Origin of the sequence: Shewanella sp. JNE2 (assembly GCF_023159115.1) — a bacterium.
In the GTDB taxonomy this organism is placed as follows: Bacteria; Pseudomonadota; Gammaproteobacteria; order Enterobacterales; family Shewanellaceae; genus Shewanella; species Shewanella putrefaciens.
On the sequence record NZ_CP096169.1, the window covers coordinates 1,164,495 to 1,179,445 of the forward strand.

Annotated in this window: 14 protein-coding genes; 6 read left to right on the forward strand and 8 right to left on the reverse strand. The window is 43.0% G+C overall.

What is annotated here, in order from left to right; genetic code table 11:
- Positions 1–3: 3 nt before the first annotated feature.
- Together MZ182_RS05280 and MZ182_RS05285 are read left to right on the forward strand one after the other, a co-directional pair.
- On the forward strand, positions 4–804 hold the full coding sequence (locus MZ182_RS05280) for an undecaprenyl-diphosphate phosphatase (RefSeq protein WP_011790321.1): 801 nt from the start codon (positions 4–6) through the stop codon (positions 802–804).
- Between the two features lie 84 nt (positions 805–888).
- Entirely contained in the window at positions 889–1,746 is an 858-nt protein-coding gene (locus tag MZ182_RS05285; protein WP_011918870.1) for a putative RNA methyltransferase, read from the forward strand.
- 205 nt (positions 1,747–1,951) lie between these two features.
- On the opposite strand, the gene MZ182_RS05290 is transcribed toward MZ182_RS05285, so the two are convergent.
- Both MZ182_RS05290 and MZ182_RS05295 read right to left on the reverse strand, forming a co-directional pair.
- A complete protein-coding gene (locus MZ182_RS05290; protein WP_248065591.1) occupies positions 1,952–2,218 on the reverse strand; it encodes an Lpp/OprI family alanine-zipper lipoprotein in 267 nt (88 codons plus the stop codon).
- Between the two features lie 246 nt (positions 2,219–2,464).
- The gene (locus tag MZ182_RS05295; RefSeq protein WP_014610098.1) at positions 2,465–3,703 is read right to left on the reverse strand and encodes a multifunctional CCA addition/repair protein; all 1,239 of its coding nucleotides are present in this window, start codon (positions 3,701–3,703) and stop codon (positions 2,465–2,467) included.
- 178 nt (positions 3,704–3,881) lie between these two features.
- Between MZ182_RS05295 and MZ182_RS05300 the strand changes: the two genes are divergently transcribed.
- The gene (locus MZ182_RS05300) at positions 3,882–5,561 is read left to right on the forward strand and encodes an ExeA family protein (RefSeq protein WP_248065592.1); all 1,680 of its coding nucleotides are present in this window, start codon (positions 3,882–3,884) and stop codon (positions 5,559–5,561) included.
- Complete coding sequence (locus MZ182_RS05305) at positions 5,561–6,628, forward strand: general secretion pathway protein GspB (protein ID WP_011918873.1); 1,068 nt, start codon at positions 5,561–5,563, stop codon at positions 6,626–6,628. The genes MZ182_RS05300 and MZ182_RS05305 overlap by 1 nt, the downstream gene beginning before the upstream one ends.
- Before the next feature lie 60 nt (positions 6,629–6,688).
- Here the strand turns inward: MZ182_RS05305 and nhaD are convergent, their stop codons facing one another.
- The 4 genes from nhaD to MZ182_RS05325 all read right to left on the reverse strand — a co-directional run bounded on the left by nhaD (position 6,689) and on the right by MZ182_RS05325 (position 12,634).
- On the reverse strand, positions 6,689–7,936 hold the full coding sequence (nhaD, locus tag MZ182_RS05310) for a sodium:proton antiporter NhaD (RefSeq protein ID WP_248065593.1): 1,248 nt from the start codon (positions 7,934–7,936) through the stop codon (positions 6,689–6,691).
- 413 nt (positions 7,937–8,349) lie between these two features.
- Positions 8,350–9,642, reverse strand: coding sequence for a glutamate-1-semialdehyde 2,1-aminomutase (gene hemL, locus MZ182_RS05315; RefSeq protein ID WP_248065594.1), 1,293 nt, complete (start codon positions 9,640–9,642; stop codon positions 8,350–8,352).
- Positions 9,643–9,668: 26 nt separating this feature from the next.
- Positions 9,669–10,688: an aspartate carbamoyltransferase gene (locus MZ182_RS05320; protein ID WP_011790313.1), complete on the reverse strand. Its 1,020-nt coding sequence runs from the start codon at positions 10,686–10,688 to the stop codon at positions 9,669–9,671.
- A gap of 221 nt (positions 10,689–10,909) precedes the next feature.
- The gene (locus MZ182_RS05325) at positions 10,910–12,634 is read right to left on the reverse strand and encodes a chloride channel protein (protein WP_248065595.1); all 1,725 of its coding nucleotides are present in this window, start codon (positions 12,632–12,634) and stop codon (positions 10,910–10,912) included.
- 73 nt (positions 12,635–12,707) lie between these two features.
- On the opposite strand from MZ182_RS05325, the gene MZ182_RS05330 reads away from it, so the two are divergent.
- Positions 12,708–13,514, forward strand: coding sequence for a DUF6776 family protein (locus MZ182_RS05330; protein ID WP_011790311.1), 807 nt, complete (start codon positions 12,708–12,710; stop codon positions 13,512–13,514).
- Positions 13,507–13,857, forward strand: a complete 351-nt coding sequence (gene erpA / locus MZ182_RS05335; RefSeq protein ID WP_011790310.1) for an iron-sulfur cluster insertion protein ErpA — start codon at positions 13,507–13,509, stop codon at positions 13,855–13,857. Before MZ182_RS05330 ends, erpA begins: the two co-directional genes overlap by 8 nt.
- A gap of 98 nt (positions 13,858–13,955) precedes the next feature.
- On the opposite strand, the gene MZ182_RS05340 is transcribed toward erpA, so the two are convergent.
- Both MZ182_RS05340 and MZ182_RS05345 read right to left on the reverse strand, forming a co-directional pair.
- Positions 13,956–14,399 (reverse strand): hypothetical protein, encoded by a 444-nt coding sequence (locus MZ182_RS05340; RefSeq protein WP_011790309.1) that lies wholly within the window; start codon positions 14,397–14,399, stop codon positions 13,956–13,958.
- A gap of 28 nt (positions 14,400–14,427) precedes the next feature.
- On the reverse strand, positions 14,428–14,808 hold the full coding sequence (locus tag MZ182_RS05345) for a DUF2750 domain-containing protein (protein ID WP_011790308.1): 381 nt from the start codon (positions 14,806–14,808) through the stop codon (positions 14,428–14,430).
- Between the last annotated feature and the right edge of the window lie 143 nt (positions 14,809–14,951).

The following is a 14,951-nucleotide window of genomic DNA, read 5'->3' on the forward strand; positions in this document are numbered from 1 at the left end:
GTCATGGATACGTTTCAGGTAATTATTTTAGCGTTAATTCAAGGGTTAACTGAGTTTCTTCCTATATCAAGTTCTGCACACTTAATTTTACCCGCTGAGCTGTTAGGCTGGGAAGATCAAGGATTATCCTTTGATGTGGCTGTAAACACTGGCTCGTTACTTGCGGTGGTGATTTATTTTAGACATGAATTGTGGAACATGTTTACAGCTTGGATTGCCAGTATTTTTAAAGGTAAACAGTCAGATGACAGTAAACTGGCTTGGTGGATAATTCTTGCAACACTACCTGCAGTTTTTTTTGGTTTTATGGCAAAAGATTTTATTGAAACGCATCTACGCAGTGCTGAAGTGATTGCTGTTACCACTATCGTTTTTGGCTTATTGCTTTGGTGGGCAGATAAGATGTCACATCAAGATTTAACTGTTTATCAAACCGGATGGCGTAAGGCATTATTGATTGGTTTTGCACAGGCACTGGCATTAATTCCTGGAACTTCACGCTCTGGCGCTACAATGACTGCTGCGCTCATGCTGGGTTTAAGTCGTGATGCTGCCGCCCGATTTTCATTCTTAATGTCTGTTCCTGTGAGTTTAGGCGCAGCCATTTTAGTGGGTAAAGATCTATCTGAAAGTTCACTTCCTATTGATTATCAGGCGCTTACTTTAGGAACTTTGGTCTCTTTTGTTGCCGCATACCTTTGTATTCATTATTTCTTAAAAATAATCAGTCGCATGGGGATGACACCTTTCGTTATTTACCGCCTTATACTTGGCGCGGTGTTATGTGGATTTATATTTCTGTAATTTCTTTTTGCGAACCTTTTGAAGAATCGGGTCTAAGTACCCGATTTTTACATTTTTAAGTATTGCCCTTTTTTGGAGCTAACCATGAGTCTTAAATTTCAATGTCCGACATGTGGTCTGTCATTACAGCAGCATCAATCATCGCAGGGTTTTCACTGTACAAATAAACATCATTTCGATAAAAGTGAACAAGGCTATTGGGTTTTTACTAAGCCGCAAAGACAAAAGCCAACAGGCGATTCTCGTCAGCAGGTGCGGGCTAAACGCTTTCTGTTAGAGTCAGGTATTTTTGCGCCGTTAATTGATAAAATGGCCGAAATGCTCGTCGGTTCATTGCAAGATGATATAAGTTTGTTGGATTATGAGTGTGCTGAAGGTTTCTATTTACGCGCTTTATCATCCAAGTTGACTGATATTGCAAAGGGATTAACGATTCAATACGTGGGCGTTGCAGATGCTGAAAATACAATATTTTCTGCTGCTAAGGCACAAACACCAGGGATCTTATGTTTGAGTACCTCCAAAGTATTACCTTTTAGCGACAATTGTATTGATGTTATTACAGTGATAGATAAACCGCTTAAGGGTAAGGAGTCTGTGCGTGTGCTCAAAGAAGATGGGCTCATGTTGTTAGTGTTGCCGGGAGCTAGACATTTATGGCAATTGAAAGAATATATCTATCCTGATTTAGCCGAAAAGACGGTGCAAATAAATTTGCCGTCTGGATTATTGATAATAGAAACTCAAACCCTGCATTTTACCTTGTCAGTGACGGGTGAGCAGGCTTTAACATTACTGGATATGACCCCCTATGCTTGGCGGGCAACGGATAGGATGAAACATAATATCCAATCCAATTATTTTGAGTCCCTTGAAATTGATTTTATATTAGTATTAGCGCGAAAATGCTTAAGCGGAGAGGCACAAGTGAGTTGTACATAATAATAAAAATGTAAGGGAAAAATGCAGAGTCTGTACAGTATGCTTACCAATAACACTGGTTTCTAGGTTGCAGGTGTTAAGCTGTTACAAATGAAATCACTTAAAGAATAGATATAAAAAAAGGCTTGGATAGATGGGCTATTCGCTTTCATCACTCACAAGCCTTTTATGCTAACCTATTAAATTATAGGTTAATTACTTATCATTACTTTTTGTAACGAGTAGCAACGTTGTCTAGACGGTCGTTAGCACGCTTAGCTTCTGCTTGTGCGTCCATAGCTGCTGCTTTAGCATCTTTAACGTCTGCAGACAATTTGCCTTGCTCAGATTTCAGAGAGCCGACATCAGCTGACAATTGATCAACTTTGTTGCCCAGAGTAGCAACGCTTTCTTCCAGAGCAGTAGTGTTTGCACAACCACCTAGTAGGGCAGTCATTGCTAAACCAGCAATCATCAGTACTTTTTTGTTCATTGTAAAAAATCCCTTAAAATAGGTTGGATTTGAATGTTTCGTCACTTTGTAATCGAAACTGCCTAATTATGACATAGCTATTTTAATTTGCTACGAATATTAATGGGTTTATCCACTATAGACATATAAATTTTTTTTAAAAGGTTTTTTTATTGGTTATATCATCATTTTTGAGTGAAAAATGGCTCCGAATTTACCGTAAAACGATACTGTGTTTACAAAATTATTACTTTTTGACTGTGCGTTCTAATCCACTGCATTTTGTTTATCACGTTTTAACTGACCAACGGCATCGATTCTATGCATGTGGAGGATTTGCTTTATTTCCTCCCCTTTAAAGCCAGCTTGAATAATTGCCTTAATATTGACATTACTCGCGACTGCAAAGCATTGGCTAAAGTATTCACCTTGCGGGTAATCCTGATGTTCAAATCCTGTACGACCGCGCATATCTGCAATACAGGCCTGTACGAGTTGTTTTAGACGCTCAGGTTTGCGCCAAAAATCGGCTTTATCAAATATCTTGATAATTGTTTCTGGTCTGAGTTTGAAGGCTTGATGCACATTTTGATGTTGATCACTGACAATTAATGCAAGATCTCTGAACTCATTCGGAATACGTAAACGTTCACACAGAGCTTTGATTATTGGTAATCCTTTTTGTCCGTGGCCATGATGTTTAGGTAAATGTTCTATGGGCGTGACCGCCTTCCCTAGGTCGTGAACGAGTGCAGCAAAACGAACGGCTTTATCCTGCGTGAGTATTGCGGCTTGGGCGAGTACCATCAAGGTGTGCAGGCCTGTATCGATTTCTGGATGCCATTTTTCTGGTTGTGGGATACCAAATAAGGCATCAAGTTCTGGGAAAAGTACTTTCAGTGCGCCACATTGACGTAATACCTCAAAAAAAACCTCGGGGTTTGAACCACTTAAGGTTTTATCAACTTCCTGCCAGACTCGTTCAGGTGTTAAGGCGTTTAACTCTCCACTTTGGGCGATCTGCTGCATAAGCTGAAGTGTGCTGTCAGCTATTTGAAAGCCTATGTGATGAAACCGCGCGGCAAATCTTGCAACACGTAATACTCTGAGTGGATCTTCAATAAATGCATCGGAGACATGGCGCAAGAGGCGAGCGTTAAGATCTCCAATACCATTGAAAGGATCATGTAGGTTGCCTTCTTCATCTTGTGCAATTGCATTGATAGTCAGATCTCGTCTGAGCAAGTCTTGCTCAAGTGTGACATCGGGACTGGCATAGCAACTAAAACCACCATAGCCTAACCCAACTTTACGTTCAGTACGGGCGAGTGCATATTCTTGCTGTGTTATTGGGTGTAGGAATACGGGAAAATCTTTACCCACTTGGCGGTAACCCAGTTGTAGCATTTGCTCTGGTGTCGCGCCAACCACCATATAGTCTTTATCTTTAATGGGAAGATTGAGCAGGCTGTCACGTACAGCGCCGCCGACTAAGTATATTTTCACGGATTTACTTCGCCTATGTGTCATAGTAGTAGCTTAACATGCCCGTAGCGGGCAGAGATAAATCTAACCCAGAAATTTATCTAACATTTAGATGTCACATTGATGTTGCAGATGTTTTGACAAGTACACTAGGACGCTTTAACGTGAGCGTTATTTTTTGATAAGGATGATTGGTGGTATGTACAAGGCCTTTTATGGACTCAGCGATAACCCTTTTTCAATTGCACCCAATCCCCATTATTTATTTTTGAGTGATAGGCACCGAGAAGCCCTAGCACATCTTACCTACGGTTTGGGTGAAACCGGTGGTTTTGTGCTGTTAACAGGTGAGGTAGGAACAGGGAAAACAACGGTATCCCGTTGTTTACTCGGGCAGTTACCCGATAACACCGACACAGCATTTATCCTGAATCCCTCACTGACTGAATTGGAGTTACTCGCCACTCTTTGCGATGAGTTGAAGATCCGTTATGGAGAAAATCCAACACTTAAGCAGTTGACCGATCATTTAAGCCATTTTTTACTCGCGAACCATGAGAAAGGTCGTAATACGGTACTCATTATTGATGAGGCTCAGCACCTACGACCTGAAGTGTTAGAACAATTACGGTTGCTCACAAATCTGGAGACAGATACCAAAAAATTATTGCAGGTGATTTTGATTGGTCAACCTGAGCTGCAATTGTTACTAAAACGTCAAGAATTACGACAGCTGGCACAGCGAATTACTGCTCGTTATCATTTATTACCGCTAAATGAAGATGAAATTGCACTTTATGTGTTGCACCGCTTACAGGTCGCCGGACGATTTGAACCACTGTTTACCCGTAAAGCGATTAAGGTATTACAGAAATATAGCGGGGGGATTCCACGCTTAATTAACTTGCTCTGTGAACGTGCGTTAATGGCTGGTTATGCACAATCCCGAGTGCCAATTGATCATCGTATGGTGAGGCAAGCTGCGGCTGAAGTGTTAGGTGAGGAAGAAAAACAACAGAATCCATACCTCTGGCCAACGGCTATTGTTGCGACTCTCGCCATTGCCTTTGGCGTATCCTATTGGTTGTTTACCCTCAATCAAAGCACTATGAGCGTTCAAGCTTCCACCGCAGAGAGTCAACCTTCTCAAAATGTTAGTATTGCTGCTAAAGACATAAAAGATGTAAATAGTGAAACCCAGTTAACTCAGGCTTTAATCAAACAACCGAGTACCCAAGCTACAATCGTAAAACCTGATCCCAGCCAACGAGTCTTAAATGAGGCAATAAACCAAAGTCGTCAAATTGATACTGCCTTTGCTGGATTGTTCAGTGTTTGGGGGAAAGTGCCTTTTAAAGGGCTAACAGCCTGCCAATCAGCCATTGAACAAGGGCTTTCCTGTTATCAACAACAGGGAAATTGGATGTCCCTTACACGGTTAAATTATCCTGCAGTAGTATATTTAGTAGATGATAATCAACAAGATTTTTACGGTGCAGTGCTTGCTGTTGATGGTGAACAATTACTTATGCAATTGGGTGAGCAGCAACTTTGGGTTGATAGGGCATGGTTTAATCAACATTTTAGCGGTACCTTTGAGATTTTATGGCAGGCACCTAGCCTACCTATGATGGAGATCAGCCAGAAGTCGAGCGTAGGACAACTTCAGTGGTTGGAGAATGCGCTTGCCCATGTGAGTAATCGTAATGCGAGAAGGGTAACGCACTTTGATCTTAAATTAGAAAATGATCTCAAAGCTTTTCAAAGCCAACATGGCTTGAAAGCTGATGGTATTGCTGGCAACCAAACATTAGTGAGACTGAATTTGTATTTAAGTGAGCAAGGCCCGCGTTTAACCGATAATGGAGCACATGGCTAATGTCCATTCTACTCGATGCGGTAACGCGTAATAAGCAACAACAGTTATCTCCTTTACCTGATGCCGTGTTAACACCACGGACAAATTATCCTGAGTCCCGTAAAGCCAGTATCCCTCTGGTTAAGCTATCGCTATTAGCGTTGGCAGTTGCTATTGGGGTTGGGATTGCTTGGGGGGTAAGTGTGTTAGAGCAAAGTGAGAAGTCGTTATCTGTAATGGCAGGACTCGCAACACCTATAAAGCAAAATGCTCCAGCAGCTAATTTGTCGCCCGTAAATCCACCACAAACTGCATCAGCCACTGAAGTAACGGAGAGTCAAATTGTTGATGCGAATTCGAGCGGAGTCCGCTTAGCGGGCAAAGTCGCGTTGCCAAGGACACAAGAGTTACCGCAAGTTGGTAACATGCAGGCAGGGCAAGTTTTAGCTGTGACAACTGGATATGTAAACAATCCGCAGCGTGATCCAAGCTATGATGACTATCTTGCAACCTCGGCGCAGGTTGATGCTAACACTCGCACAGTACAACAACTCAATACTGACGAAAGCAATGTGTTAAATCAATTTGAACAGCCTGAATATCAAGAGATGCCAGAGCAAGAGCCGATTATATTAGGTGCTAATCCGAATCGTCAGGGATTGGCACAGCTTGAGGCATTACGCCAACAGGTGAGCGCGGCAGCCGTCGATGTTGGGTTGGAGACGAACCAAAGTCGTGAGGATGATAAATTAGTTTCTACATTTCAAGATGCGCTGAAAAAGGTTGAATATGGTAATTCGGCAAAAACTCCCGTAACTCAACCTAAGTTAGATCCTATCCCCAAACAAGAGAGCGATGACATCCCTAAATATGGTCAGTTACCAGCGGGGTTACAGCTACAAGTTCCTGAATTTAATATCGTTGCTCATGTCTATTCTACTGATCCTAACAAACGCTGGTTAAATGTGGACGGCGCGGAATTGCAGGAAGGCGATAAGATTAGTGGAAAACTGACAATTATTTCTATTCGTCCAAGGGATGTGGTGTTAGAAATTCAAGGAACGCAATTTAAGGTGCCAGCAATTTGACCTAATTTGAATAAAACAAAAGGCGCTCTAGTAGGCGCCTTTTGTTTAGTCCCCTTTACTTTAAGCAAACAGCTTGTAAGCGAGTAATAACGTGAGGCAATAGCCCAAGCTATAACATAAGAATAAAGCCGGTACATATTTTAAGTAACTGACGAATGTCAATTCTTTCACTTTACTCATCGCGACTATCCCCGCTGCAGAACCTATGATGAGTAAGGAACCTCCCACACCGACGCTATAAGTTAAGCCAAGCCATTCTGGTGTACTGAGTACGGGTTCTGCTTTTAATAACGCCGCCGTTAATGGCACGTTATCAATTAAGGCTGAGCCCATCCCCGTGACGAAGTTAGAAATGTTTGGGTTGAACATAGCATATGCTTTCGTCAGCATATCTAAGGTGCCGATTTCTTTTAGCATACCAACGAGTAATAAAATACCTAAGAAAAACAATAAAGTATCATATTCAACTTGTCGAATATATTCAAGAATTTTAATTTCCTCTTTATCGCTACGTGTAGTGTGACCAATGAGGAACATAACAGATAGACCCGTTAGGAATGTCAGCACTGGTGGGATCCCAAAGAGAATGTTGAATAACATAGTCATTAAAATAGTGCAGAAGAATACTAGAGCAATCAGCACATCAACTGTTTGATAGGTATGTTTGATAGGTGTTGTGGCGACAACACCTTCTGCTTTAAGTGAAAACAAGGTCGCGAGTAAAATAACGCTAAGGGCAGAGGGAATAAACAGTATTAATAGCTCGGACATATGAACATGCCCGCCTAAGAAAATCATCAGGGTAGTAACGTCACCAGTGATTAATGCAACACCGCCAGAGTTAACGGCGAAAATAATTAATACTGCCATCCTACGACGCATTTGTTTATCAAGCTTAAAGGTGGTTAATAGGCCTAAAGACACTAATGTGGCGGTAACGTTATCGCAGAATGCCGATAAAACCAGTGCAAACAAAGCCACTTGGAGCATCAACATTCGTACAGAAACTTGTTGTGGAAACAGCTTTTGCACCATGATTTGGATCATGCCTTTTGCGTTGAGGTACGCGACAAAGGTCATCGTTGACATCAGAAACAGCCAAAGAGTGGCAATTTCGAGCAAGTTTTCATTGAGTTGATGGGCAATAATTTTCTCATGCTCAGGATCGCCTGCTGCCATAAACAGCGCTACCCAAGAAATGCAGCCAAAAAATAAGGTGGTTTTTGCTTTATTAAGGTGGGTCACTTCTTCGAAAATAATACTGAGCAGGGCGAGCACGGCCAATATGATCAGAAAGGTATATAACATAACTGCAATTCCAACGGCTGTTTTTAGTGTAATAGCAGGCTAGAGGCATACTATAGATTGGCGTTTTCAAGGCTAAATTAAGCTTGCTGTGTTAACGCGTGCGGATCAAAACATAATGATATGAATAACGCAACTGTTAGGTGTAACTCGTTTTTGTATTGTTTTGTGATGTATATCTCGGTGAATTTGTTTTTGATGTGGTGTTTTATGCTGGTTTTATTATTTCTAATAATGTTGTTTTGGTTTTTTATGCTGGAATGGGTTTGAGTGTAAAGTGAAATCTACGATTAAAGTCTAAGCGATTAGCGTGCGATTCTTTAATTAATCCTATTTAACGGGTGCGATTTTTCAAATGTCATAAAAAAGAGACGCTAATGCGTCTCTTTTTACTGCTGTATAACATGCTCAGCAAATTAACTTTCGGTTTTCATACTCGCTAAAACACGATCTGCGGCTTCTAAGGTTAGGCGCAGTTCTTCTTCACCATGGGCCATAGACAGGAAGCCTGCTTCATAGGCGCTAGGTGCTAAGTAAACACCTTCGTCTAACATTCCGTGGTAGAAAGTGCGGAAGTGCTCAATATTGCACTTGGTCACTTGATCGAAGCGAGTGATCTGCTCCTGTTCGGTAAAGAAGAAGCCGAACATGCCGCCAACATAGTTGATCGCCATTGGAATACCGTGCTTATCCGCCGCGGCTTTAAAGCCTTCTGCAATACGTTTGGTTTTTGCACTCAGTGCTTCGTACAAACCTTCTTCACACAGGGCGTCCATTTGTGCCAGACCCGCTGACATCGCAATGGGGTTACCTGATAGAGTACCCGCTTGATACACTGGGCCAGTCGGTGCGATAAATTGCATTACATCTTTACGGCCACCGAAAGCGCCCACTGGCATACCGCCACCAATCACTTTACCGAGTGTGGTTAGGTCTGGTGTGACGCCGTAATACCCCTGCGCGCCACTTTGTGATACGCGAAAACCCGTCATTACTTCATCGATGATCAGTAGCGCGCCAAACTCATCACACATATCACGCAGACCTTGGAGGAAACCTGGGACAGGTGGAATACAGTTCATGTTGCCGGCAACGGGTTCGATGATGATGCAAGAAATCTCAGTTGGATACCGTTCGAACAGGGTTCTAACTGAATCTAAATCGTTATACACAGCGGTGAGGGTGTGCTTGGCGAAATCTTCAGGAATACCGGGTGAGCTAGGTTGACCTAAAGTTAATGCGCCAGAACCAGCTTTCACTAACAGGCAATCTGCGTGGCCGTGGTAACAGCCTTCAAATTTTAAGATCTTGTCACGATTGGTAAAACCACGCGCTAAACGGATAGCACTCATAGTAGCTTCCGTGCCTGAACTCACCATGCGTACTTGCTCAATAGAAGGCACCATAGAGATGACTTTCTCGGCCATTTGCACTTCAAGCTCAGTTGGCGCACCAAAAGACAAGCCATTTTCCACCGCCGCTAATACCGCCGCACGGATTTTAGGATGGTTGTGGCCAAGGATCATCGGGCCCCAAGAACCGACATAGTCGATATAAGCTTTGCCATCGGCATCGTAAATATAAGCGCCGTTAGCTTTTTCAATAAACAGGGGTGAACCGCCTACACCATTAAATGCACGAACCGGAGAGTTAACACCGCCGGGGATGGTTTTTTTAGCCTGTTCAAATAGTGCTTCGGAACGGGTCATGTTTAGTCCTTAAAGTCTGTAGCCAATTAGCGATCGGCTTTACGTGAATACCAATTAACTGGACACTCATATTTTTCGAGTTGATTATCAACGCCGAGTGTCAATGCAAACAAAGCCATGCGAATTAACAACCCATTGTCCGCCTGTCTGAAGATAGCAAGATTAGGATGGCTGTTTAAATCATTATCTAACTCATTGGCTTGCGCACGTGAATCCCTTGGAAGCGGATGCATAATGACAGTGTTAGATTTGCAATGCTGAGTGTAAATACTGCGATTTAAGCGGAACTTGCCGCGATACTTATTCGCTTCTTCCTGTGAAGGGAAGCGTTCTTCTTGAATGCGAGTAAGATACAGAATATCTGCGTTATCTAAATGGCCTTCAAGTTGGTCGGTTATTTTGATGCTATGGCCAGCATTTTCAATGTCAGAGATCACATAATCAGGCATGGCTAATTCAGCAGGCGAAATCAGTGTGAAGCTAATGTTCTTATACATGCAGAGTAAGCGCGATAGAGAATGCACTGTACGGCCAAATTTCAAGTCGCCCACCATAGCGATGTGCATGCCATCGATACCGCGGCCAGCACACTTAAGTTCTTTTTGAATAGTAAATAAATCGAGCAGGGCTTGAGTCGGATGTTCGTTCGAACCATCGCCGCCGTTGATCACTGGGACGCGGCTGCCTTCGGCAAACTCTTTTACCGAGTAAGAGTCGGGATGACGCATCGCAATCACATCGGAATAGGTGGATAACACCCGCGCCGTATCGTACAGGGACTCACCCTTAGATAAAGACGATGAAGCCATACCTGTAGTTTCACGCACATGGCCGCCAAGTAAATTAAAGGCGCAACCAAAACTGACGCGGGTACGAGTACTGGGTTCGAAAAACAGGTTACCTAAAATGGCGCCATCGAGCACATTATTGCGCTTCTCTCGAAGTGCATAGGGCATCATGCGGCTAGCGACATTAAAAATAGTTTGGATTGAGTCAAGATCTAACTGGTTTACGGAGAGGATATGGGATCCTTCGAACTGATTCATCAGCCTGTTTTCCAATTTGCTAGGGGGCATTTTAAGCTGCGGTATCGCGCTTATCTGCCCTGATGTTATGTAGGGTGGCTGAGGCGCGATTGTAGCAGAAGCACAGTTACAACGAAATAGCCCATTGTCACTGTGTTAGATTTTTGCGATGAAGCCCAAAGCTTTTAATCTGCCGTCTCAGGTTTTGAATCTTTTAATAGCAACTAGGTTTTGAAGCGATATTAGGCTTGGCCTGAACGAATCTCCTGTTGCAGGTTCGACCAACTGATTACCCCGACCACATTGTCTGGCGAATCTTGATAGATAAACACTTCACCCTTACGTTTGGGCGACAATAGTGAATAGACTTCATTGAGGGTGGTGCTGTCGCTTAGCCCTTGCATGGGATGGCGCGATAGCGTGGTACTGTCATCATAGGACTGCATTTCAAGACGAAGCATTTCGATAATGCCATCGGCATTGCGGACTAGCACGGGTCGACCTTCGGCGCGTTTTAGCACTTCGAGCAACAATTCATCGTTGTTATTGACGATAACAAAGCGTTTATCCATTAAGGCTCGCACGCCTTTTTTCTGTAGTGCTAAATTCACGGGGGCGACCTTATAACCTAGTCCCATAATTTCTAATTGCTTAAAGAAAATGGAGTCAGTCTTAAAACCCTGATAAGCAATTAAAAAAGCCGGAACAGTTACAAACATTGCCGGTAAAATAATGCTGGCGTCATTAGTCATTTCTAATAGGGCGACCAAGGCGGCCAGCGGCGCACTTAAACACACGCCCATCATGGCCGTCATGCCGATCACTGTGTAAAGCCCTACATAAGGGGCTATGGACGGAAATAGTATTGCGCTCACGAGGGCTAAAATAGCCCCAATCAAGGCACCTATGCCGTAGAGTGGTCCAATTAATCCTCCTGGAATGCCAAGGCCTATCGCCGCAATGGTTGCGATGATTTTAGCTACCAGCAGGGCGATTAAGAGTAATAAACTTGGGTGTTCACTGATGGCTTCGCTGATAGCTAAATCACCAGTGCCAAGCGCCTGGGGTAAGACTAAGCCGATCAACGTCGTGATAACAGCTGCCAATAATAGTCGGAAAATCAGTGGCCATTTTTGGCTCGTAGTGGTGACTTTTATGAGTGAGTAGTTAAAAAAAGCGGCAACACAGCCTAATACTAAGCCGCCAATGGCGAGAATCGGGTAGTGATCTAGGGGAATGTGGAACACTTGAATACGGTCAAATTCGTGCACATTACCAAACACCAGTTGGCTTGAAACTGCGCCACAAATTGCTGATAGCATAATCGGGAAAAAGTAATGGATTTTATATTCACGCACTATCACTTCGAGTACAAAAATCACCGCCGCCAAGGGCGCGTTAAAAGTGGCGGCAATCCCTGCGGCAATACCACTGGCGCACATGATGCGCACACTGTTATCGGGAAGATTGAATTTTTCGGCGAGAAAACTGGCGCTGACAGCACCCAGATGAATGGCAGGACCTTCACGGCCGACGGAGAAATTGGTGCCTAGGGCAAAGAGTGCTTGAAAAAACTGCCCAGCGGCGGATTGCAGCGGAATTTTACCGTAGTGCAGTTTAACTCTATGTAACACATAGGCTATTCCCATACGTTTGTAGCGTTTGGAACCCAACTTCGCCACAATCCAAATTAATATTGCGCCTAAAAGGGGTAACAAGGCTCGCCAGTCGGCGACGTTCCCCGTAAAATCCAGCGCTTGTATTTGGGTGTAATGATTAGCCCAAACGAGCAAGAGTCGAAACAGTAAGATCACGCAGGATGCAAAAATAGCAAATAACAGTGCCAGTATGCACAGTTGTGCACTGATGCGGGCTTGGGATAAATGGTCACGTAACTCATTGGTTAAATACTTTTTGGCTGTGACTATGGCATGTTGAATAGCAACTTTCTTTATCGTTAATTGCACTGCATTGGCCTGAGTTGTATTGTATCGAACTCGTCTAGAGTTGATTGTATTTTATATAAGGGGCTGTTACCTAATGCCAAATTATCATCGTTGGCTAGATTGGCTGCAAGGAATTGACAGCAAGTACCGTTCATCCTCAGTGTATTTATTACTTTTAGTGTTAGTTGCTTTTCTTTTAGGTGCTTGGATAAGTTTTTGCATCTTAAGTAGCGATGAGTCCGTAGTTAAACACATTGGCAGTAACAAATCTCAAAGATTAACCGCAGAATTGGAAGAGCAGACCCAATTGCTTGCAACGCGAAATTTAGAGCTATCAATTGAGCGCGAAGCAAATGCTCAAATGCAGGAGATGTTTGGTCAGCAAATCAAAAAGCAAAAAGATCTTGAGTATGAGTTAGCGTTTTATCGCAGTATTATGTCGCCTGATGATAATGCTGAAGGTATTGCCATTCACGGACTTGAGATGACGCCTGGCGCCTTAGCTGATGAATATAACTTAAAGCTTATCTTGACTCAGTTACAAAAGCGTAAACAAGCCATTCAAGGTCGAGCCGAATTAACCCTTATCGGTGTGCAAGAGGGGAAATCTGTTGAGTTAAGTGTGAACAAACTCACGGGTTCTAAGCTCGAATTTGATTTTCGCTATTTTCAGGTCATAGATACCAAAGTGACAGTGCCAGCAGGCTTTAATTTATTGCAAGTCAAAGTGAAAGTGGTTGTCCCATCAAGCCGTTGGACGAAGAATTCACAGACAGAACGTGTTTATAGTGTCCCTGAATTATTGCAGGGTGAAAAAGAACCACGGGTAATACTTGAACAAAATAGTCAGGTAACGGATAATTTGCCCCAGAAAACTGATGTAAGAGGTAGTAATGACTGAACAAGCTGATGCAGCAATGCCAATCCAATTTACCGATGCGGCTGCAGCAAAGGTAAAAGGCTTGCTAGAAGAAGAGCAAAATCCAGCACTTAAGTTGCGTGTTTATGTAACTGGTGGCGGATGTTCTGGATTTCAGTACGGCTTTACCTTTGATGAAAAGGTCAACGAAGGCGATTTTACAGTTGAAAAACAAGGTGTCCAATTAGTCGTCGATCCAATGAGTTTACAATATCTTGTTGGCGGTGAAGTCGACTATACCTCTGGGCTCGAGGGCTCTCGCTTCTTTGTGAAAAACCCCAATGCGACTACGACCTGTGGTTGTGGAGCCAGTTTCTCCGTTTAATCTTTGCTTATTTTTCGCGAGCATATTGAGTCTTAAATGAGATTAAAAAAGCCGTCGTAATGACGGCTTTTTATTATTTTCACTATAATAACAATGAGCTAGTTCATAATGTTTAGGTTTAATTTAGGTTTAAACCATGCTTTAACTTTACCATTAAATGCAATCCACACTTGCAGTAATGATAAGGCTATCAAGGCGATAAAAATCACATAGTCAGGGAGTTTTTCCTGCCATTCACCTAAATATACCGTTGTTGGGCCAACAATGAGATTATCAGGATCGTATAGTATTACTGGCAACATACTGACCAAAGCTAATTGCACCAGAGTATAACCGCGCAACATAATAAGCCCTGCTTTCTGACGACCAATAATTGCAATCACCATAAAGAGTGTTAATAGGCAAAATAACACGCCTTGCTTTGCCATTAAGCCACTTATTGAAGCCACAACATAAAGTAACAGCAGGACAATTAAGCGTTTTGGCAAACGCGTGTCTTGCGCTATTGCAGGCGTTAGTGAAGGAGATCCTTGCTCACTCATCGAGATTCTCGCATCAGGGTTAAGGCGATTAGTGGCTTTGTTTAGGCAATAAACGCTGATCTAACTCGTAAGGGGGAATAACCACGCCTAAGTCATCCTGTACAGGAAATACAGCAACAAACAGATCATCATCTTCCATGCCTGGAACCCATCTTTCATGCCATTCATCATAGGGAATGGCTAATGTTTGACAGTCGCTCCACTCATCCACAGCCCAAGATTCAGCGGCATCTTCCGTTGGCCACATAGGAATACAATCTTCTTCTTCCGTGGTCAGCATTACGCAACCGTCTTGATCCTGCAAGGTCCAAAGAACCTTATGTTCTTTAACTTGTTCAACAAGGTAATCGTAACGACCTTCAGGTGTCATCGCTGCTGTTTCAGCGAGGGTTTTAACAGTCTTGCTCATGAAAATATCTCTTTTGCTGGAATAGGGTGATGTTTGTTGTGTCCCAATGTAAAAAATGAGGGCAAAGCAAAAATCACCAGTTAGTCAAATGGTAACATTAGAGTGGGATGAGAAAAAGAACAACAGTACAGTAGGATACATTT